This window comes from Collinsella aerofaciens, assembly GCF_039752775.1.
In the GTDB taxonomy this organism is placed as follows: domain Bacteria; phylum Actinomycetota; class Coriobacteriia; order Coriobacteriales; family Coriobacteriaceae; genus Collinsella; species Collinsella aerofaciens_R.
The window spans coordinates 39,091-60,372 of record NZ_JBDMGT010000001.1; the positions used below are offsets into that span (position 1 = coordinate 39,091).

Sequence of the window (21,282 nt, forward strand, 5' to 3'; positions counted from 1 at the left end):
CTATAGGTAGCGGCCAGTAACGCTCTTGGGACAGGCAGCGATATCCGCCGGCGTGCCGGCGCAGACGATTTGCCCGCCGGCGTCGCCACCGCCCGGGCCCATGTCGATCACATAATCGGCGTTACGGATAAGGTCGAGATCGTGTTCGATCACGATAACCGTGGCGCCCTTGGAAACAAGGCCGTCGAACACACTCAGCAACACCTGAACATCGAGCGGATGTAGTCCGATCGTGGGCTCGTCGAATACGAACACGGCATCGTCCTGCACGCGGCCCATCTCGCTCGCGAGCTTAAGGCGTTGTGCCTCGCCGCCCGAGAGCGCAGGCGTGGGCTCACCGAGCGTGAGATAGCCCAAGCCTAGGTCATGCAAGGTCTGCAAGCGCGCCTGGACTTTCTTGAGTCCCACCGTGGCGTCGAGGGCCTCGTCCACACTCATGTCCATGAGCTGCGGCAACGTAAGCAAGCTCCCGTCCTTGCCCTCGCGATGGATATGCGAGGCGGCCTCGGCGTAGCGCGAACCACGGCATGCCGGGCAGATGATCTCGACGTCGGGCAAAAACTGCACGTCGAGCGATATCGAGCCCGTGCCGTCACACGTAGGGCAGCGCAAGGCGCCGGTGTTGTAGCTAAAGGCGCCCGCCTTGTAGCCGGCTGCCTTAGCCTCGGGCGTACGGGCGAAGGCGCGGCGCAGCTCGTCATGAATGTCGGCATAGGTCGCTACCGTCGAGCGTACGTTGGCGCCGATGGGCGTAGCGTCAATCAGATTTGCGCGGCCAATGCCCTCGGCATCGACCCAACGCACGTGCCCCGGCAAGCGCTCGCCAGCTGCCTGCGCCTTAAGTGCAGGAATGAGCGTCTCGAGCACGAGCGTCGTCTTACCCGAACCCGAAACGCCCGTTACCGCGACAAGGCGGCCGCGCGGGATATCAACCTCGAGCGGCTTGACGGTATGGATGGCATCGGTTGCCATGCGGATATGTCCCTGGTCGAACATTTCGTCGTCAGTCACCTGCGGACGCAAGCGCTTGAGCTCGGCGCGCAAAAACGGCGCGATACGGCTGCCCTGCGATTGCTCGACCTCGTCTACCGTACCAGCGGCGATTACACTGCCGCCGCCTGCTCCGGCAACGGGGCCCATCTCGACCAGATAGTCGGCTTCCGCCAGTACGCGCGTATCGTGGTCGACAACAACCACGGTGTTGCCGTCATCCACCAGATCGCGCATCACGCCCACCAAGCCGTCGACATTGGCGGGATGTAAGCCGATCGAAGGCTCGTCCAGCACATAGAGCACGCCCGTCGATCGGTTGCGCACCACGCGGGCGAGCTGAACGCGCTGGCGCTCACCCGTGGAGAGCGTGGCACCAGCGCGGTCGAGTGAAAGGTAATCGAGACCCAGGTCGACCAGACGACGGGCCACGCTCAAAAACGAATCGCAGATATCCGTCGCCATGGGCCGCATCTCGGGCGGCAAGGATGCGGGCACCCCGCGCACCCACTCAACCGCATCGCCAAGCGTCATGGCCGCGGCCTGCGCCAGATTGATACCGCACACCTGGGGCTGGCGCGCAGCCTCGGAGAGACGCGTGCCGCCGCAATCGCGGCATGCTCCCTCGCGCAAAAAGCGCGCAACGCGTTTGAGGCCCTTGTCGTCCTTAACCTTGGCGAGCGCATTCTCGACGGTATAGACGGCGTTGTAATAGGTGAAGTCGAGCGGCGTGGCACCCTCGCCGTTTTTGGGAACGTAGAGAATGTGCTTCTTAACCGCCGGGCCGTGGAACACGATGTCGCGTTCTTCAGGCGTGAGCTGGTTAAACGGCACATCGGTGCGCACGCCCATCTCGCCAGCCACTTGCTTCATCAGATCCCACATGAGCGTACCCCAGGGAAGCACCGCGCCCTCGTTGATAGTCTTTGACTCATCGGGCACCAGGCTCGCTTCGTCCACCTCGCGCATGACACCGGTGCCGCCGCAGGTGGGACAGGCACCGCCGCTGTTAAAGGCAAGGTCCTCGGCGCTCGGCGCGTAGAACTCGCGACCGCATGCAGGGCACGTGAGCGACAGGCCCGCAGCCACGTTAAGGCTCGGCTCCACGCGCGCCCCGCAGTGCGGACACACGTGATGGGCGCAACGGCTAAAGAGCAGGCGCAGGCTGTTGTTGAGCTCGGTCATGGTACCAAAGGTCGAGCGCACGCCCGGCACGCTGGGGCGCTGATGCAATGCGAGCGCCGCCGGTACGTGCAATACCTCATCCACCTGGGCGTGTTCGGCCTGCGTCAGGCGACGTCGAGTATAGGTGCTGAGCGCTTCCAAGTAGCGGCGCGAACCCTCGGCATAAAGAACCCCCAGTGCCAGCGAACTCTTGCCCGAACCCGATACGCCGGCAATACCCACCAGCTTTCCCAGCGGAATATCGATATCGATGTCTTTGAGGTTATGGACGCGCGCGCCGCGTACCTCGATAGCCTGCGGGCTCATCTTCTGTTCCGTCACCTTTATCACCCTACTCATGCCATAAAACTCGATCGCGAACGTACGCGCCCAGCATGGGCACGGTAAATCGGACGAGGCCGTATCCGGCAGCCTCGATGACACGCTCGCGAATCAGGCTTGCGCGATATTTGCTCGCCCAGCTCTGGGTGCGATCGCAGCGCTCAATGATATCCGCCATGCGAGTCGGTTTGCCCTCGTCAACCGCCATGGCCTCGATAAAAAGGCGCTGTGGACTGCGCAGCCCGTAATATAGAGGCGCGTCAACCGCTTCGTAGAACTCGGAGACGGCATCCGCATGGCCATCCTCGACATCGTGCCTTTCGATGACTTGCGAGCCACGCCGGACAGCAGAGCGCCACATGTAATAGCCCACCAGCTGAACCATATAGGGATGCCCCATGCTCTTGTGTGCCGCAAGATCCGCCGTCCCCGCGTCAACGTAAAGACCAGCGTTTTTGACCGTCTGGATATATGAATCGCGCACCTTGGGCAAAGAAATCGCCCCCAGCGTACGCTGCTGGGCACGCCGCAAAAACGTCACGCTCGGCTCTTCGAGCAGATCGTCAACCATACTGGGTAAGCCGGCAAACACCAGCGCAAGACCGCGCTGGTCGCTATCGGACAAGCCCGTGGCATCCTGGTCTCCGAGCACCTGCTGATAGAGAACGGCAAGGGCCGCCAGCTCCTCGATAGACGCCGATTGTGCCTCGTCAATCGCAAACAGCATGCCTTTGCCTGGATCGAGCTTCTTAAGGCGCTCGTTGACCAGCCCGCGCAGCGTTTCACCCTTTGCACGCGCCGCCTCGACCGACATGCGCCCGAATGATGGACTGAGTTCCATTGACGTCACAACGGGTTTATTCGAGCGAAGTGCATCGGCCAAGCGGTCGCATAAGCCAAGCGAAGCGGAATCGGAGACAACCGCCCATCCGCGCTCATTGGCTAGACGTTGCAGCTCCCGCAGGAGAACCGTCTTGCCGCAACCGCGGTTTCCCGTAATGAGTATGAGCCTGCCCGGCGCTCCGGCGCCGTTATCGAGCCCTTCCTCGAAATCTTCGATGACCGACTCGCGACCGATGAGTATCGGAGGCCGCTTGCCAGCCGTGGGCTTAAAGGGATTTGGATTCATGTCGGCCTCCTCGGATTGGCAAACCTTGGCAATAGTTATACCAACTTGTACCGAGTTATACCAATAGCATGTGACAAAGGAACTGTCCCTTTGTCACATGTGGCCGAAAAACTCGGCGTCTGCTGCTCGCCAGGGGCGAAAGGTGGCGGGATCGACCTTTACGTGCGCCGTGGCGGGGACGTCGTGCCACTTGACGGTGTAGCCGGCGCCATGAGAGCAGAAGACCGAGTCGGGCGTATTGGGCAGATCGGCCTCGGGCTTATAGGCGGCCGCCTCAATTACGCGCTCAGCATCATGACAGGGCGCGTGGCCGGCAAACTCCAGGTACAGATGCCCGCGGCCACTCGTATAGGCAGCCACCTCCAGCGCGTAATCCTGCACTTCGGATGCCGGCACGCGGCCCATGAGCTTGGCGCGGTCTCCCGCCATCGTCGGCGGCTCGTACTCGGCACCCATACGCGTAGCATCCGAAAGCGCCCGGCCCACACACTCCCCCGGCACCTCGAGCTCAAAGTGGTACCACGGCTCCAACAGCACCGCCGCGCCCGCCTCACGCGCCTGCATGAACCCCTGGCGAATCGCGCGGTACGTGGCCTGGCGAAAATCGCCGCCCTCGGTGTGTTTGGCATGCGCACGGCCGCCCGTGAGCGTAATGCGCACATCGGTGACGGGCGAGCCAGTCAGCACGCCCAGGTGATCGCGCTCCATGGCGTTGGTGAGCGCCAGACGCTGCCAGTTCAAGTCGAGCTCGTCAGTCGAGGTCACGGTGCCAAATTGCACGCCCGAGCCCGCCGGTAACGGCTCCAAACGCAGATGTACCTCGGCATAGTGGCGCAGCGGCTCAAAGTGGCCCACGCCCTCGACCGGCTGCGAAATAGTCTCCTTATAGAGAATGCCGCCGGGCTCAAACGCAATCGAAAGGCCAAAACGATCTGCCAACACCCGCTGCACGACCTCGAGTTGCACGGCGCCCATCAGCTGCAGGTGAATCTGCTCCAGATGAGTATTCCAGCTTACGCCGAGCATAGGATCTTCGTCCGCTAACTCTGTCAGTGCTTTGAACACCGCGTGGACATCGTGTTCGCCCGGAAGCACCGTATAGGTGAGAACCGGCGCAATGACAGGCGCATCGCCCGCGGGCTCCGCACCCAGGGCGTCCCCTGGGCGAACGTGCGCAAGACCCGTCACGGCACAAATACCGCCAGCGGCAACTTCTTGGGCAAGCTCATACTTCTCGCCGTTATAGATGCGCACCTGATCGACCTTCTGCTCCCATGCCTCGGCACCGGAACGTCCGCTAATCATCTGCTTGGCATGCAGCATGCCGCCCGTCACCTTGACCCAGGCAAGACGCTCGCCACGCTCTCCACGACTCACGCGGTAGACACGCGCGGCGAACTCCTGGGGCCATGTTCGCTCGCGCATCAGAGCACATATGCCGTCGAGCAGCTCTGCCACACCCTGGTCCTTGAGCGCCGATCCCGCAAAGCAGGGAAACAATTTGCGCTCGGCAACCATGCGTGACAGCATTGCGACAGAAAGCTCACCCGCCTCAAGAAACTCCTCGAGCGCCGCCTCGTCCAACGCAGCAGCGTCCTCCTGAACGGAGCCGCCCGCCAGCAGTTCGCTGGCATCCAGGCAGCCCTCGGAAAGACGTTGCCCAAGTTGTGCCAGCAAAACATCGCGGCCGGGATTCTCCAAATCGATTTTGTTGATATAGATGAACGTCGGGATGTCATAGCGTGCAAGCAGGCGCCACAGGGTTTCGGTGTGCCCCTGCACGCCGTCGTTGGCGCCCACAACCAAAATCGCGTAGTCCAGCGCGCGCAATGTGCGCTCCGCCTCGGCCGAAAAATCGACATGCCCCGGTGCATCCACGAGCATGACGTGGGTATCGCCATGGTCGAGTACGGCCTGCGACGAGAAAATCGTGATGCCACGCTCGCGCTCGATCGCGTCAGTGTCCAGATGCGAATCACCATCGTCCACGCGGCCGCGCTTGCGAATGCGACCCGCGTTGAACAGCATGGCCTCGGCCAGCGTGGTCTTGCCGGCATCGACATGCGCCACAATTCCAACGACCGCTTGCTTCGACATGGCTCTCCTCTTATTGCAAGCCCATCGCACGCGGCAACGGGCATCCTCGTTCCACACTGGATGATACAATTTACGGGCCGGCGGGCGAAGCGGGCCCTATCCCCCGACCGAGCTCATCGCCCCGCGTTGCCGCGCGGCGATTTTCGTAGGTTCGCGCCTTGCGAAAGCCGGCTCGCAAAACAGCGCAGCGAACGAAAATGACCCCACCCGGGGCCATTTTCGTTCGTGCAAATTGTTGATACGCGTCCCCGCTCTTATGTCTCGCGCAGCCAGTCAAACGCAACACGCGGCGTGCCGTCTGACACATACACGACGCCGGCGCGCTCAAACCCCGCCTTGATGCTCGCTCCCTGCATGGGCAGGTTGTCCTGATGCGTGTCGATGCGCAGGTGATCGGCGCGCTCCTTGGCAAAGGCAAACATCGCGGCCGCGATACCGTGCACGGTGCCGTCGGATGCTACACGATGCAGCACGGCGTACGGAGTGTCGCTACGCCATTGACCGTCCTCAATTACGTCATAGCACTCGTCCGGGCCCGGTAAAAAGGCGAACGTCGCCACCACGCGGCCGTCCACTTCGCACACATAGCTGCCACCGGCGGCGATGTCGGCAGCCAGCTGCTCGGCCGAAGGCGTGCCCTCGGGCCACTGCGTGGCGTTGCCATGCGCGCGCATAAAGGCGCGGGCCGCGTCATAGACAGCCATGACGGCGGGAATGTCGGTATCGAGGGTTTTTCTGATCATCACGCGGCGACCTCACGTTTATTGGTATCACTTTGATTGAGCAATGATACCAACGTTTGGAGAGGGGCGCGAAGCAGATGGGGAGCAAAAAGCGAGCCGCCTGGTCAAAAGCCAAAAGCGAGTTTTTGGGCGCTGCCACGGGCGGCGATATGAGCGACCTGTTTGCACGCGAAGACGAGCGCCGCGACGCACTAGACGCCGAGCGCGATGAAGCCTGGCGCTACAAGTCGTGCGAGCGCAAAAACCGTTACGACACGCGCGCCGAGGCCGAGGCAGTCATGGCCGACTGCGAAAACCGCGGACGGCGCGGTTTGGCCTGCTACAAATGCGAATACTGCGGCGGATGGCATCTAACGTCGCACCCCTGGAAATAGGCCACGCATCGGCACGGCGCTGGCGGAGTGCCAGCCATCGCACGCAAGCTACGGGCGCGGCGGCACCAAAACATCGTAGCGGACGGCCTTGCCCGCAAGCTGATAGCTCGGCTTAACGCCGGCAAGCAGTGGTCCCTTCGCCGGCCGTTTGATAACGACCTTGCGCGGGAGCACCGCAAGCGCGGCTTCGACCAGCGTCTTCTCATCGGCACACGGCTGTTCCAGATGGTGCAAGAGTTGGAACTTCTTTTTAACCGCCGCGCTCTTGGTGCGCCCGGGAAACATGGGATCCAGATACACCACGTCGGGAGCAGCAAGCTCGCCCTGACCGATCAGCTCAGCTACATGGCGAAGGCCGGCAATACTGTCCTCGCTCGCATGTAAACGCATGCGTGACACGGCAGCCGCAAGCGCCGGATCATCTGCCGCACGATCCAAGGCATCCTTGAGGAGCGCCGCGATCACGCAATCCTGCTCATACAGATCGACGGTAAAGCCCGCGGCCGCCAGCAGCAGTGAGTCCTCGCCAAAGCCTGCCGTGGCGTCAATCGCCCATGGGCGCTCGATGCCTTTTGTGCGCGCAGCCTTTACCAACAGCTCTTGCTGCAGACGGCCCTGCTTGAGCCGCGGAAGCATGCGGGTAAAATCGGCACGCAGCTCCATCGTGCCGTCGGTGAGCGTGAGGCCCTCGGGTGTCCTGGTTAACTCGAGTCCTGCCGCCCGAGCAACAGAAAAGGGATCAACGACGCCCATGAGCACTCCTTAACAAGCAAAACGAATGCGCGAGCGCCGTTCATGACGATGCCCAACCATCCGCTATTGTCCCACATGCGACATGGTCCACAGCATCCCAACGCAAAGCACCGCCATCAATCCCGTGCACACGGCAGCGATCACGGAATCACTCATGCGCCTCCCCAACGACCGCGGCTCACGCACTTGACCTGTTCCGTACATCATGGCTCCTCCTTGAGACCAGCTCTTACCATGGCCCCATCATCGCAGCGCCGCACATGAACTGCCATCGATTTGCCTTACAGCTGGCTTTCCTTTTTGAAAGATTGCCCTGCACAGACGAGAAGCGCTTTCTGACACACACGCCGTCACGTTGAACTACAATGTGCTTCACGTTATGTGCAGCATATGGGACGCGCCAGACTGGCAGCGCCCGCATCGAAAGGACTACCTATGAGCGCCGCGCGCAAGACACTCAAAATCCTTGCCCTCATCTATTTTGTTCTGGGCATCGCCAGCCTCGTCATCGGAATCGCCGGCATCGCGACCGGCAAATTTGAATCCGTCTACGGATCGAACGCCATGCTCGCTGCTGTCGTTGTGATTATTAAAGGCCTTGTCGACTTTGCGGCAGGCGTCGCCGGTATCAAGGGCGCCAACAAGCCCTCGCAGGTAGACGGCGCATTTAAGCTCGGTATCGTTGCCGCGGCAGCTACGCTCCTCCAAGCCGTGCTCACGCTTCCCGCGCTCGGCGGCAGCTCCGTCAATATCGTCGCCTTTGTCATCGTGGTGTACGACCTGTTCTTTGTTCAGCAGGCGCACGCCGTTAAGACCGAGAACAAGGACCGCCTGTAAGCACTCGCTTCTCATAACCTCTGCAGCCAAGCAACTAAAAAGGGCCGATCGCGCATCTCCGCGGTCGGCCCTTTACGTTTGGCCAGATAAAACCTGCCAAAATAAACCTGTCCCTTTTTGGCAAGTTGTTAGCTGTGACGGTACTCGGCGATGATGAAGTCGATGTCGGTCTGGAGCGTGTCCAGGTTTGCCAGACGCTCTTTGTCGGCAGGGCGCGTGCGGTAGTAGTACGGCGTCATCTGGAACACCGCCTCGATGTCGGCCTGGGTCTTAAGCGTAATATTCGCAGACACCCGCTGCGTTCCGACCAACTCGAGCTCGGTGGTCTTCGGCAGCTTCTCATCGTTAAGGTACGGCGTGTCGTAGAGCACCTCCTTGAGCCCAAAGAGATGACGGGCACCTGGCACCACGGTGTAGAGCGAGCCCTCGGGCGCCAGCACGCGGGCAAACTCGCGCTCGTTAAAGGGAGCAAAGAGTTCAGTCACCATATCGAAGGCGCCATCGGCCACGGGGATATCCTTCATGTTGGCCACAAAATAGGTCGCATCGCCGCGTTTGGCGGCCAGGCGCACCATCTCTTTGCCCAAGTCGAACCCGTAAGCGTCCACGCCCGGCACCGCGCCCATGGCGCTGGTGTAGTAGCCCTCGCCGCAGCAAATATCGAGCAGCGTCATGGGGCCGTTCGTAGACGCGGCACGCCCAGACACCCGCTCGCGCACCAACTCAACCATCGCATCGCGCAACGGCGCATAGTAACCACGGTTCAGAAAGTCACGACGGCTGCGCGCCTGAGACTTGGGATCGCCCATGGAGTCGCCGCTCTTGGACGAACGCAGCAGATACAGATAGCCCTCGCGAGCACGGTCAAACCGGTGTCCGCCCGCACATGCAGCACCGCGCTCGTCATCCACCAACGGCTCATGGCAAACGGGACACAACAACATGGCAACTCCTTAGCGCGGACAACACAACGCCCACCATTGTCGCACGCCTTCCCCACCTAGTCATTGGGGACGTTCTTGAAGGACTAGTCGTTTAAGAACGTCCCCAATGACTAGTCGATTAGGAGTATCATCATCTGCGCAAATAAGCGCGAAAGAGCATATTAGAGATTGAGAACGTATGGCTGACACCGTATCTAAGCACATCGATATGACCACCGGCTCGCTGTGGCGCAATATTCCCCTGTTCGCCTTCCCCGTGGCCGCCACGAGCATCTTGGAGCAGCTGTCGAACCTCATCGCCACGGTCATCATCGGTAACTTCTCGGGCGACCAGGGAACCCTCGCCATGGCGGCAGTCGGCTCCAATGTTCCGCTTACCAGTCTTATGCTCAACCTGTTTATTGGCATGTCGCTTGGCTCCAACGTGGTCATCGCCAACGCCATCGGCCGCAACGATCAGAACATGGTCAAACGCGCCGTCCATACCTCGATTTTAATGGCGCTCGTGGGCTTTGTCGTCATCGCCCTGGGCGAGATCTTTGCCGAGCCCATGCTCACCGCGCTCAACGTTCCCGCCGAAACCATGCCGCTCGCTTCGCTCTATCTACGCGTCTTTTTGCTCAGCATGCCCTCGATCTTGCTTTACAACTTTGAGGCCGCGATCTTCCGCTCCGTCGGCATCACCCGCATGCCGCTGCAGGCGCTTGCCGTGTCCACCGTCCTCAACATTGGTCTGGACCTCATCTTTGTCCCCGTGCTCCACTGGGGCGTCGTGGGCGTCGCCATCGCCACCGCCATCGCCTACACCGCCAGCGCCACCACGCTCTTTATCCGCCTGCTCAAGACTGAATCCGTCGTCCGCGTCACCCCGCGCGACCTGGCTATCGACCCCGTCGCCCTCAAGCGCATCGTCAAGATCGGACTGCCCGCCGGCATCCAAAGCGCCGTCTTTGCCGTCGCCAATATCATCATCCAGTCCGCCATCAACAGCCTGGGCACCGAGGTCATGGCGGCATCGAGCGCCGCCATGAGCTTGGAGTACGTGTGCTACAACCTGCTCAACAGCTTTAGCCAGGCTTGCACCACCTTTGTGGGACAAAACCACGGTGCCCGCCAGATCGACCGCTGTACCAAAACGCTCAAGGTCTGCCTGGTCGAAGGCGGCATCGTTGCACTCACCACGATCATCGTTATTGTCGGCCTGGGGCGCGAGATTTTGTCGCTGTTCAACAGCGATCCCAATATCGTCTCGATCGGCTATATCCGCGTGTGTTCGATCTTCCCGGCGTACGCCTTTAGCATGTTCTACGAAAACATGTCCGGCTACCTGCGCGGCTTTGGTATCTCGCTCACGCCCGCCCTCATCACCATGATCTGCGTCTGCGGCATCCGCTTCTATTGGGTGTTCTGCGTGTTCCCGCACTTCCGCACCTTTGCGAACATCATGATGGTCTACCCCATCAGCCTGGGCACCACGGCGTTCTTTATGGTCGTGGCGGTGCTACTCTGCCACCCGGCACGCACCTATCGTGTCACCCAAGCCAAAGCGACAGCCCGCTAAACACCACACTCAACGTCACGCCAGTCATTAATTGACAATATGCGAGCTCATATAGTCGATAAAACGCCTCGTGGCGATGGGCATGGTATCCCAGCTGCGCCAGGCCGCCACCACGTCACGCGAGGAAGCGTGCACGATGGGCCGCACACGAATTTCGGCTCGCATGCCCTCCACAGTACGACGGTAGAGCATACTCACGCCTAAGCCCTCCTCCACCATCGCCATGATGGTGTAGTCGTCGGTCACCTCACTCGTCACGTGCGGTGACAGGCCATGCGCCGCGAATGCATCGAGCACCAGGCTCTGCTCGCCCTCATCCAGCAGCACAAACGGCTCGGACGCCAAATCGGCGAGCGTCACCTTTTCCTTTGCCGCCAGCGGATGCCCGACAGGCAACAGCGCCACCAACTCGTCGTGATAGACCACGCGCTTCTCGAGCCCTGCGGTAAAACCGCGTGCCGTAAAGCAAAAGTCAACCACGCCATCGTGCACCCACTGGGCGTTGCGCGTGTAATCGCCCTGCTTGAGGGTAAAGTGCACGCCCGGATGCAGGGCCCCAAAGTCGCGGATCACGCGCGGCAACACGGTGCGACTCACGTTGGTAAACGTCGCGATACGAATATCAGTCGAGGAGAGTCCCAGCAACTCCTGACGCTTGTCCTCAAGCTCGGCCTCGGCAGTTACGATTTGGCGCAGATATGGCAGGTACTGCTTGCCGTCGCGCGTAAGCGAGACACCTTGCTTGCCGCGCTCGATAAGCGTGGTACCCAGCTCGCGCTCAAGCGCCTTGACGGCCTGGCTCACAGCGCTTTGTGTGTAGCCCAGCTCGTCAGCCGCGCGTTTCAGGCTGCCGCAATCGACCACCATACACACAATCTGATACCGCGATGCCATCGTGCCTCCACATCAATGCAGCCGTAAAACGTTTTACCAGCGCTTTTCACACTCACTTTAGTATTTCTTAATTATACTGAAGATACATTCGCTTTACTACATTCACATCTGGGAGCAGAATCCTTTGTACGAAACCGTTCTGTAACAAAAGGAGTCCCATGGATCGCAAAAAAGCAATCGCGCTCTCATTTTCCGTTCCCGTCGCATGGGGCTTTTCGTACCCCCTCATGAAGATCGGCATGGACAGCATGAACGCCACGAGCATCGTCGCACTACGCTGCATCATCGCCTTTGTGGCCTGCCTGCTGCTCTTCCACAAGCACGCGTTGCGCATCAACCGCGACCTTATGGTTCGCGCCGCCATCATCGGCGCCATCATGGCAACCGAACTCACCTGCATGTGCCTGGGCTCCAGCCTCACTTCTGCCTCCACCGCCGGCTTTTTGCAGAGCCTGACGGTCGTGATCGTGCCGTTTGCCAACGCCGCCCTGCTGCGTCGTGCCCCCGAGCGCAAAGTGCTCACCGGCACCGCCATCGTCACCTGCGGTATGTTGCTGCTCTCGGGCGCCGACTTCACCAGCCTGAATCCGGGCGCGATTATCATGCTACTCTCGGCCTTTATCTATGCCGGCCACATCATTGTGGCGAAGCGCTTTGTCGAAGATGTCGACCCGCTGGCTCTGGGCGTTTGGCAGCTGGGCTTTGGCGGCTTGTTCTCGGGCATCGCCGCATTCGCCTTTGGCGGCTTTACACTTCCCAGCACGCCTAACGAGATCGTCGTTATCGTTGCGCTCGCACTCATTTGCTCTGCCTATGGCTTTATCACCCAAACGCTCGTGCAGCCCCACGTGCCTGCCGAGACCACCGGCTTCGCCTTCTCGCTCGAGCCAGTCTGCTCTGCCGTCTTCTCGTTCTTCCTGGTCGGCGAGGTCCTGAGTCCCATCGCCTTCTTTGGCGCTGCCCTCATCCTCACCGGCGTCATGGCGGCAACCGTGCAGCTCCCGCGACTTCATGCGCATGCTCACGACCATACCCGCATGGCAGGAACGCCCGAGCGAGCCTCGTAAGCGCCTCGCCTTTTGTACCCCGACGCAAAGGTCTACGGACGCCTTTACAATAGATGCCAACAGAGCATCTGACGTAAAGGAGCCCCATGGACACCGCGACCCGCGACCGCAACATAGCGACTTGGTTAGGCGATGCGCCGCAGCCGGTACGTGACACTACGAACCAGCTGCTCGAGCGCATCGCCCTTTTGCGTACCGAGCAAATCATCTACCCGGCACAAGACGACATCCTCAATGCCCTCGCCTACACGCCGGCCGACCAGGTCAAGGTTGTCATCTTGGGTCAAGACCCCTATCACGGACCCAACCAGGCAATGGGACTGTCGTTCTCGGTCCCCGCGACGCAAACCAAGCTGCCGCCGAGCCTACGCAACATTTACAAGGAACTCAAAGCCGATCTGGGTTGTCCCATTCCCGCCACGGGAGACCTAACCCCATGGGCACAACAGGGCGTCCTGCTCCTCAACACTACGCTCACCGTGCGCGAACATGCCGCCAACTCGCACGCCAAACTGGGCTGGAGCACCCTGACCGACTACGTTATCGAACGCTGCTGCCAGCTGCCCCAGCCGGTCGTCTTTTTGACATGGGGCCGCTTTGCCCAGCAGATGGTCGAAGGCAAGCTCGTCGCAACTGGTGCGGGCAAGGCAACCGGCAAGTTCTGCCTGGCATCTACGCACCCCTCGCCGCTTTCGGCCAACCGTGCCACGGCAGAACTCCCCGCCTTTATGGGGTCGCGTCCCTTCTCCGCTGCCAATCGGCTACTCGAACAGCACGGCTCGACCCCCGTCAACTGGACTTGCCTCGGCTAAAAATCGATATACCAAAAACGCGCCCGACGGCAATCTTGCCATCGGGCGCGTTTTGCTACTCGGGCCAGATAAACTGGGTGCGGCCGGCCTCGCCACCGTCAATGAGCAGGCTCTGTCCGGTCATAAACCGGTTGGTCACGCCCACAAAGTAGATCCACTCGGCGATCTCTTGGGCGGTGGCCCAACGTTTAAGCGGCGTGAGCTCCATAATCTGATTCCACAGGTGCTCGTCTTCCATCACGCAACGGTTGAGCGGCGTGATAACGCCGCCCGGGTCCACACTGTTGGCGATGGCCTGCGATGCCAGGCGGTTTGCAAGGTTCTTGGTGTAGGCGATAACGCCGCCCTTGCTGGCGGCATAGGCGGGAAACTCCGACCCCGTATGCCCACTCGCCGACCCCACATTGACCACGGATTTGATAGCGGGCGCCGGCTTGGCGACAAGCCCCTCCCCCACAAAAGCGTAGCGCTCGGTCACGTTGATGGTGCCACACAGGTTGGCGGCGATATCGTCGGCCGAATCCTGCGTACCGGCAACGTTCACGATCACTTGGGGTTCAAGGTCGCCTGGAAACGAGGCCGGCTCGCGGACATCAACAATCAGATGGCGGTAGCGCTCGTGTTCGATCGACGCCGGCAGCAGATCAAAGCCCACGACCTCGTGGCCCTCGTCCAAAAAGCGCTGCACGCATGCGGCTCCGATACCGCCCGAAGCACCCGTGATCAAAACCCGCATACTTGCTCCTTAGGCGGTTGCGTGGCGCTCGAGGTACTCGGAGCCCACATTCTCGCGCTCCCAGCCGCGCACGACCTTGTAGCCCACGGGGCTCAGGAAGACCTCGCACAGCAGCTCGGCAACAGCGCCCGTCAGCGAGCACATGAGGACCTGCACCCAGGTCCAGCCGAAGAACGTGTGGCTCACCACAATGGCAAAGACCAGATTGTCGATAAACTGGCCAACACCCGTGGACACATAGGAGCGGAAGGCAAAGCTCGCAAAGTTATTCTTTTTGAGCATGCGGCCGAGCGACTGGTTGAGCGTGGAGTTAACCACGGCAGAAACGAGCATTGCCAGCGAAGAGCCCAGCACCACGTACCAGGTGCCACCGATGGTGGCGTTAAGGGCAGTGTTGACCTCGATCATACCCGTGTCGTAGTAAGCGCCCCACATGCCGGGCGTGAGCGAGCATGCCCAAAAGCACAGGCTCACGGCCAGGTTGACCAGCAGCGCGAGGATAGAGATTTTGATGGATGCCTTGGCGCCAAAGCGCTTGCAAATCATGTCCTGGCACAAAAACGAAACCCAGCTCACCACAAAGCCACAGTCGAGCGCCAGATACGGTAGGCTGATGAGTTCTTTGTTGGCCAGCAGGTTCATCATGATGACGCTCACGAAAAACAGCGAAACCGTTGCCGCGGGAATGCTCCGCAACAGGACCTTGTAGTCCTCCATGACCTTCTTGATCATTATGTACTCCTTTGGTTTTAGGTTTAACGAGCAGGATATCGGACCCGAACTGCTCGGACGCCCCGGTCTTGAGACGACGGTGGGTATGATAGCCGCTCACACGGCATCAGGCAAGCGAACGACGCGGCAGCCCCGCAGGGCCACCGCGCCGATGCGTTAAAAGGCCACGTTGCCAAACTCCGACAGGATAAGGTCGGGGTTGTGGTCAGTTGCCCAATCCATGTTCCACGGGCTCGTGAACAGCAGCAGCTTGCCGCCGCGCATGTCCTCGACGCGCAGGGTGTCGCGCGTGAGCGAAAGAGCCGGGATATCGATGGTGTCGGGGTCGTTCTGGATCCAGCGGATGTCCGTATAGGGCAGCGGCTGGCGACGAACCTCGACACGGTACTCGGCCTTGAGGCGGCGCTCGAGCACCTCAAACTGCAGCACGCCGACCACGCCCACGATGACGCTCTCCATGCCGGCGCCAAGCTCGCGGAAGATCTGGATGGCACCCTCCTGGGCAAGCTCCTCCATACCCTTGACGAACTGCTTGCGCTTGAGCGTGTCGACCTGCGTAATGCGGGCGAACATCTCGGGGGCAAACGTCGGGATCTGCGGATACTGCACGTGGCGCTTGCCGGAGCACACGGTGTCGCCGATGCTAAAGATACCCGGATCGAACAGGCCCACGATATCGCCCGCGTACGCCTCGTCCACGATGGCGCGGTCATCGGCCATCATCGACGTGCCCGTGGCAAGCTTGAGTTTGCGGTTGCCCTGCACGTGGAAGGCATCCATGCCGCGCTCGAACTTGCCCGAGCAAATGCGCACAAAGGCGATGCGGTCGCGGTGGTTCTTGTCCATGTTGGCCTGGATCTTAAACACAAAGCCACTAAAGTCGTCGCGGCAGGGATCGACCGGTTCGCTGGTGAGCGTATCGGTATAGGCGCGCGGCGTCGGGGCCAGGCGCAGGAACTCCTTGAGGAAGGGCTCCACGCCAAAGTTGGTGAGCGCCGAGCCAAAGAACGCCGGGCTCAGCTTGCCGCAGGCCACGGCATCCAAGTCGAGCTCGTCGCCGGCGCCATCGAGCAGCTCGATATCGTCCACCAGGTTCTTATGGTTCTCTTCGCCGATGAGCTCATCCATGGAAGGATCGCCCAACTCGGCCTCAACCTCGGCGACCTTCTTGGTGGCGTTGGCGTGACCGTCGCCCTCAAAGGCAATGACGTGACGGGTCTGACGATCGAACACGCCGCGGAAGTTGCGGCCGCTGCCGATTGGCCAGTTCATGGGATAGGTGTTGATGCCCAGAACATTCTCGATCTCTTCCATGAGCTCAAACGGATCGCGAGCCTCGTGGTCGAGCTTGTTCACAAAGGTGAAGATGGGAATGTGGCGCAGCGTACAGACCTTAAAGAGCTTTTTGGTCTGGGCCTCGACGCCCTTGGCGCCGTCGATGACCATGACCGCGGCGTCGGCGGCCATAAGGGTACGGTAGGTATCCTCCGAGAAGTCCTGGTGGCCGGGGGTATCGAGGATGTTGACGCAGGCGCCGTTGTAGGTAAACTGCAGCACCGAGGAGGTAACGGAAATACCGCGCTCCTTCTCGATGTCCATCCAGTCCGAGACGGCATGCTTGGCCGAGCTCTTGCCCTTGACCGAGCCGGCGGTCTGGATACTGCCGGTATAGAGCAGCAGCTTCTCGGTAAGCGTGGTCTTACCGGCGTCCGGGTGGCTGATGATCGCGAATGTGCGGCGCGACGAGATTTCATCCGACAGGCTTGCCATGCGGATCCTTTCTTGCATTGAGTGCATTACGTCGATGTAACCGTACTATTGTAGCCGCGAAATCTCGCTCTAGGGCGCCTATCAGGACAAATTCATCAGTTGGGGCCTGGGTAGCCGGCCCAATCAGCATTTGCCTCTTGCATAACTGTGCATAGTGTATATATACTGTGCTTACCGGTTATATACACGTGTAGCCCAACAGCTAAGGAGCCGCTGTGGACATTATCCTATCCAATTCGAGCGACAAGCCCATCTACGAGCAGATATCCTCGCAGGTCAAAGCTCAAATCCTTTCGGGCACGCTCGCCGCGGGAGCCAAACTCCCCAGCATCCGCGCACTCGCGAGCGACCTAGGCGTGAGCGTCATCACCACCAAGCGCGCCTACGCCGATCTGGAGCAGCTCGGGTTTATCTGTACCGTGCAGGGCAAGGGCTGCTTTGTTGCCGACGGCAACCAAGAACTCTTGCGTGAAAACCAGCTCTGCCATATCGAAGAGCTGCTTACGCAGGCGGCAGAACAAGCCGAAGCCCTGGGCGTCACGCGCGACAAACTGCACGAGATGCTCGACCTGGTAGCCCCCGAAACCATGCAGTAGCCATCTGCAAGAAAGGCTATACCATGCAAAACTTGCTTGAACTCAAAGGCATCTCACGCACTGTAAGCGACCGCTTTTCACTGCGCGACGTCACGCTTGCCGTGGAGCCTGGCCAGATCGTCGGCTTTGTTGGTGCCAACGGTGCTGGCAAAACAACGACGATTCGAGCCGCGCTCGGGCTTATAAAGCTCGATGCCGGCGAGGTGCGCCTGTTTGGGCAGCGCTGTGGCGCCGACGCGCCCGATGAGACACAGCGTTGTCTACGTGCCCGTGTCGGCCTCGTGCTGGACACGTGCCCCTTCCCTTCAACGCTCAAGGTGGGCCAGATCGAGGCACTCGTAGGCCCGGCGTACCCCACGTGGGACCGCAAAACGTTCGCCGGATTCATCGACCGATTTGGCCTCGATCCCAAGACAAAGGTCAAGGACCTCTCCCGCGGCATGGGCATGAAACTGCAGCTTGCCTGTGCACTCAGCCATAATGCCAAGCTACTCCTTTTGGACGAAGCCACCGCGGGCCTCGATCCCATGGCGCGCGAGGAACTGCTCGATGAGCTGCTTGCTTTTGTCGCCGACGGTCAGCACAGCGTGCTGCTCTCGAGCCACATTACGTCCGACCTCGATCGCGCCGCCGACCGCGTCATCTGCATCGATAACGGCTCGATTGTGTTTGACCTGCCGCGCGAGGACATTACCGACCGCGCCGGCATCGCCCACTGCACCCAAGCGCAGGCCGCCGAGCTTATGGCTTGCGTCGAAGGTGCCCATGCCGCCCGCCACGCCTATAGCGTGGACGTGCTCGTGCCCAACCGTCGCGAAACGCTCGAGGCCTTTCCCGAGATTCCCTGCGATCGGGCAACCATTGACGACTATCTTCGCCTCACGCTGAAAGGGGCTTCAAAATGAAACGCGCCTTTATGTCCGAGCTCGCCATCGCTCGCACGCTCATCCCGAGCATTGCGGGCGTCGGCCTGTTCATCTTCGTCGTGCTAACCCTTGCCAACGCATCGGACGGCGATTCCGGTATGAGCGCCGGCGCCTGCGCGGTCAGCGCCATGTCGCCCATCATGGTCATGAGCTCGCTGGCCGGCTTCGACAATCAAAACGGATGGGAGCGTTATCGGGCAACGCTGCCTCTCACGCGCAAAGACATAATTTGCGTACGCTACCTGTACATCGTTGTCTTCTCGGCCATCATGGCCTGCGGCGCCGTGCTTTTGAACATCATCGCCCTTCCGTTCTTCAACAGCGCGGGCATGGCCTCGACAGGACAAACCATCTTTGAGATCGCAATTGCCTCGGCAGCATCGATGCTCATCTCCCTCATGATGGTGTTCTTGGCACAGCCGCTGTTCTTCCGATTTGGACACATGGAGGCACTGCGCCTATCCGTTGGCCTGTTTGCCCTACTCGGATGCCTTACCATGGCAGCGCTGAGCTCCTCCAACCCCATCAGCAACTGGCTTATGTCGATTGCCGGGGCGAATCCCGATCCTGCCGTCCTTGGCTGTCTGTGTGCAGGAATTGCCGTACTGGCGCTCGCACTATGTGCAATCAGCTGCGCTGTCAGCACCAAGGTTTATCGAGTACGCGATCTGTAATCGACAGCTAAAAAAGCTTAGGTGGTACCCCGCTTATTTTTTCAATGAAACAAGGCGGCATAGCGTCACCACCGCCCCTCACAGCAGGCCGTCTAGTTCTTGGCAACCAAAAAGACACCGTCAGCATATCGAAGGTGAATACTTTTCCGAGAAGTGAACGAGTAAAAACAGTACCCTGTAGCATCGACATTTTTAAGGACTCAATTCCTGCGGTTTTTGTCTAAGAATCCTGCAGTTTTGTTCGAAAAAGTGTGCATGTTCCAGGGGTCCAGATTTACTCGTTCACTTCGCGGAAAACCATTCACCTTCGATTCGAGCCTTAACCAAATGCCCTCTCGAACTATGGCCCCTGTCTCACCACAGCGATATCAAAGCTTCATGGCGGGACGGTATCATCGGACGAGCGCCGTAAATCTGGCGCGGTTGTTCTTTGGGGAGGCATTTCACCCGTGTCGTGGGTCGTCGCAGCATTTGCGTCAGCATTCTTTGCCGGCATCACATCCATCTTGGCCAAATGCGGCATCAAGCAGACCGACTCCGATGTCGCGACGGCCATTCGCACCTGCGTGGTGCTCGTTTTCGCCTGGGCAATGGCGGGCATTTCTGGATCCATTGGAACCATTGGCAGCATCGAACCCAGATCCTGGCTCTTTCTCGTCCTCTCGGGACTCGCTACCGGCGCTTCGTGGATCTGTTACTTTAAGGCGTTGAGCATCGGAGACGTCAATAAGGTCGTACCGGTCGACAAGATGAGCACCGTGCTCGCCGCGCTGATCGCCATCGTGCTTTTTGGCGAGACGAGCAACCTTGCGGTTAAGCTCGTGGGAACCGCCGTCATTACCCTCGGCACTTTTTTAATGACCGAGAAGCAGCAATCCGCCGGACCCGAACAGCAGCAAGACCGGACCTGGCTCGCTTACGCCCTCGGCGCCGCCATGTTCGCAGCACTCACCTCCGTCCTCGCCAAGATCGGCATCGAAGGCGTCGAGTCAAACCTGGCCACGGCAATCCGCACCTGCGTGGTACTGGTTATGGCATGGGCAATCGTGGCAGCTAAAGGCAAGATGGGCCAAGCCGTGCACGTAGACCGCTACGAGCTCGTATTTCTCGCGGCATCGGGCATCGCGACCGGAGCATCGTGGCTGCTCTATTACTATGCCATCGCCGCAGGCCAGGTGAGCGTCGTGGTGCAGATCGACAAACTATCGATTGTCGTATCGGTACTATTTGCGCGCTTGGCATTCAACGAAAAGGTCTCGCGGCGCAGCGCCATCGGTCTCGCCCTCATCGTACTGGGCACTGCGGCGCTCGCGGTTTGGAAGTAGCACGGCCAGCAGCCGCTACATCCTCACACCTGGCTTGGGATGCCTGTACTGACCGTGGGATGCCGTGCGCTTACCGTGCGAGATGGCAAATTTGGGACAACAGTGCAGGCAACGAAGGCAGGCTGCGCACTCCGGCTTTGTCCAGACGGGAAGGCCGTCGCGCATCTCAATCGCCGCCATGGGGCAGCGCTTGGCACACAGGCCGCAGCCGATGCAGCGATCGGCATCGACGGCAAACTTGCTCGTCTGTTGCATGCGCGGCAGCCCAATTGCGTGATACGCGCACGATGCAAACAGAGGCACGCGATGGCGCATCATGTTACCCGTGCGGCGTGCCCGCACCGCCTCGATCACGGCATCAATCTGCGCCTCGGCAGCTCTATTGATACCCTCAACCTTTTGAGGGTCAGACAGGTCGAAAACAGGCGTCCAGGTATCGGGCATCTTGACGCTCATCGCCGCATCCAACTCGAGCCCACGCTCGTGCAGCAGGTCGCGGGCAAACTTGGCAGATTGGCCGGTCGTCGAACCGTACGTCGAAACATAGAACGTATAGGGGCGCTCGCCGCCCTTTGCACCGGCAGCAATCGACAGGTCGGCAGTCTTCAAAAACTCGATCATCGGTGTCGGCAGACCCCAGGCATACACCGGAGCAACAAATCCCAGCTGGCAGGGGCCTTCCGTCGCAACAAGGCGAAGGGCTTCGGCATCAAAACGCTCAATCGACACAACCTTGTCGTCTGTCGCCGCCGCAATGCGACGCGCCACATGTTCGCTGTTCCCCGTCGCGCTAAAGTACAGGATCATCTCGTACCC

General features: G+C 60.3%; 20 protein-coding genes. 9 read left to right on the plus strand and 11 right to left on the minus strand.

What is annotated here, in order from left to right:
- The 4 genes from ABHR63_RS00175 to ABHR63_RS00190 form a co-directional block, all read right to left on the minus strand.
- Positions 1–2,514, minus strand: a complete 2,514-nt coding sequence (locus ABHR63_RS00175) for an excinuclease ABC subunit UvrA (RefSeq protein ID WP_171021558.1) — start codon at positions 2,512–2,514, stop codon at positions 1–3.
- On the minus strand, positions 2,507–3,625 hold the full coding sequence (locus tag ABHR63_RS00180) for an AAA family ATPase (RefSeq protein ID WP_138111823.1): 1,119 nt from the start codon (positions 3,623–3,625) through the stop codon (positions 2,507–2,509). The genes ABHR63_RS00175 and ABHR63_RS00180 overlap by 8 nt, the downstream gene beginning before the upstream one ends.
- A 93-nt stretch (positions 3,626–3,718) precedes the next feature.
- Positions 3,719–5,722: an elongation factor G gene (locus ABHR63_RS00185; RefSeq protein WP_138375183.1), complete on the minus strand. Its 2,004-nt coding sequence runs from the start codon at positions 5,720–5,722 to the stop codon at positions 3,719–3,721.
- A gap of 254 nt (positions 5,723–5,976) precedes the next feature.
- Positions 5,977–6,465 (minus strand): N-acetyltransferase, encoded by a 489-nt coding sequence (locus ABHR63_RS00190; protein WP_346964568.1) that lies wholly within the window; start codon positions 6,463–6,465, stop codon positions 5,977–5,979.
- A gap of 77 nt (positions 6,466–6,542) precedes the next feature.
- Here ABHR63_RS00190 and ABHR63_RS00195 point away from each other — a divergent pair, with 77 nt between their 5' ends.
- Entirely contained in the window at positions 6,543–6,839 is a 297-nt protein-coding gene (locus ABHR63_RS00195; protein WP_055310006.1) for a hypothetical protein, read from the plus strand.
- Between the two features lie 48 nt (positions 6,840–6,887).
- On the opposite strand, the gene ABHR63_RS00200 is transcribed toward ABHR63_RS00195, so the two are convergent.
- Positions 6,888–7,592, minus strand: coding sequence for a class I SAM-dependent methyltransferase (locus tag ABHR63_RS00200; RefSeq protein WP_346964569.1), 705 nt, complete (start codon positions 7,590–7,592; stop codon positions 6,888–6,890).
- 435 nt (positions 7,593–8,027) lie between these two features.
- Between ABHR63_RS00200 and ABHR63_RS00205 the strand changes: the two genes are divergently transcribed.
- Positions 8,028–8,429: a hypothetical protein gene (locus ABHR63_RS00205; protein WP_346964570.1), complete on the plus strand. Its 402-nt coding sequence runs from the start codon at positions 8,028–8,030 to the stop codon at positions 8,427–8,429.
- 128 nt (positions 8,430–8,557) lie between these two features.
- Here the strand turns inward: ABHR63_RS00205 and ABHR63_RS00210 are convergent, their stop codons facing one another.
- A complete protein-coding gene (locus ABHR63_RS00210; RefSeq protein ID WP_346964571.1) occupies positions 8,558–9,373 on the minus strand; it encodes a putative RNA methyltransferase in 816 nt (271 codons plus the stop codon).
- Between the two features lie 178 nt (positions 9,374–9,551).
- On the opposite strand from ABHR63_RS00210, the gene ABHR63_RS00215 reads away from it, so the two are divergent.
- Entirely contained in the window at positions 9,552–10,934 is a 1,383-nt protein-coding gene (locus tag ABHR63_RS00215; protein ID WP_346964572.1) for an MATE family efflux transporter, read from the plus strand.
- A 27-nt stretch (positions 10,935–10,961) separates the two neighbouring features.
- Here the strand turns inward: ABHR63_RS00215 and ABHR63_RS00220 are convergent, their stop codons facing one another.
- A complete protein-coding gene (locus tag ABHR63_RS00220; RefSeq protein WP_346964573.1) occupies positions 10,962–11,828 on the minus strand; it encodes a LysR family transcriptional regulator in 867 nt (288 codons plus the stop codon).
- 158 nt (positions 11,829–11,986) lie between these two features.
- On the opposite strand from ABHR63_RS00220, the gene ABHR63_RS00225 reads away from it, so the two are divergent.
- On the plus strand, positions 11,987–12,895 hold the full coding sequence (locus ABHR63_RS00225) for a DMT family transporter (protein WP_346964574.1): 909 nt from the start codon (positions 11,987–11,989) through the stop codon (positions 12,893–12,895).
- Positions 12,896–12,981: 86 nt separating this feature from the next.
- Positions 12,982–13,707: a uracil-DNA glycosylase gene (locus ABHR63_RS00230; RefSeq protein WP_346964575.1), complete on the plus strand. Its 726-nt coding sequence runs from the start codon at positions 12,982–12,984 to the stop codon at positions 13,705–13,707.
- A gap of 55 nt (positions 13,708–13,762) precedes the next feature.
- On the opposite strand, the gene ABHR63_RS00235 is transcribed toward ABHR63_RS00230, so the two are convergent.
- The 3 genes from ABHR63_RS00235 to ABHR63_RS00245 form a co-directional block, all read right to left on the minus strand.
- Complete coding sequence (locus tag ABHR63_RS00235) at positions 13,763–14,443, minus strand: SDR family NAD(P)-dependent oxidoreductase (RefSeq protein WP_346964576.1); 681 nt, start codon at positions 14,441–14,443, stop codon at positions 13,763–13,765.
- A gap of 9 nt (positions 14,444–14,452) precedes the next feature.
- Positions 14,453–15,175: a VUT family protein gene (locus tag ABHR63_RS00240; RefSeq protein WP_022093974.1), complete on the minus strand. Its 723-nt coding sequence runs from the start codon at positions 15,173–15,175 to the stop codon at positions 14,453–14,455.
- A gap of 156 nt (positions 15,176–15,331) precedes the next feature.
- The gene (locus tag ABHR63_RS00245; protein ID WP_346964577.1) at positions 15,332–16,945 is read right to left on the minus strand and encodes a peptide chain release factor 3; all 1,614 of its coding nucleotides are present in this window, start codon (positions 16,943–16,945) and stop codon (positions 15,332–15,334) included.
- Positions 16,946–17,160: 215 nt separating this feature from the next.
- Between ABHR63_RS00245 and ABHR63_RS00250 the strand changes: the two genes are divergently transcribed.
- From ABHR63_RS00250 to ABHR63_RS00265, 4 genes are all read left to right on the plus strand, one after another.
- Positions 17,161–17,541, plus strand: a complete 381-nt coding sequence (locus ABHR63_RS00250) for a GntR family transcriptional regulator (RefSeq protein ID WP_225093287.1) — start codon at positions 17,161–17,163, stop codon at positions 17,539–17,541.
- A 23-nt stretch (positions 17,542–17,564) separates the two neighbouring features.
- Entirely contained in the window at positions 17,565–18,446 is an 882-nt protein-coding gene (locus ABHR63_RS00255) for an ABC transporter ATP-binding protein (protein WP_346964578.1), read from the plus strand.
- The gene (locus ABHR63_RS00260; RefSeq protein WP_346964579.1) at positions 18,443–19,141 is read left to right on the plus strand and encodes an ABC-2 transporter permease; all 699 of its coding nucleotides are present in this window, start codon (positions 18,443–18,445) and stop codon (positions 19,139–19,141) included. The genes ABHR63_RS00255 and ABHR63_RS00260 overlap by 4 nt, the downstream gene beginning before the upstream one ends.
- 449 nt (positions 19,142–19,590) lie before the next feature.
- The gene (locus tag ABHR63_RS00265; RefSeq protein WP_271736980.1) at positions 19,591–20,466 is read left to right on the plus strand and encodes an EamA family transporter; all 876 of its coding nucleotides are present in this window, start codon (positions 19,591–19,593) and stop codon (positions 20,464–20,466) included.
- 15 nt (positions 20,467–20,481) lie between these two features.
- Here the strand turns inward: ABHR63_RS00265 and ABHR63_RS00270 are convergent, their stop codons facing one another.
- The gene (locus ABHR63_RS00270) at positions 20,482–21,273 is read right to left on the minus strand and encodes an EFR1 family ferrodoxin (RefSeq protein WP_346964580.1); all 792 of its coding nucleotides are present in this window, start codon (positions 21,271–21,273) and stop codon (positions 20,482–20,484) included.
- Positions 21,274–21,282: the final 9 nt, after the last annotated feature.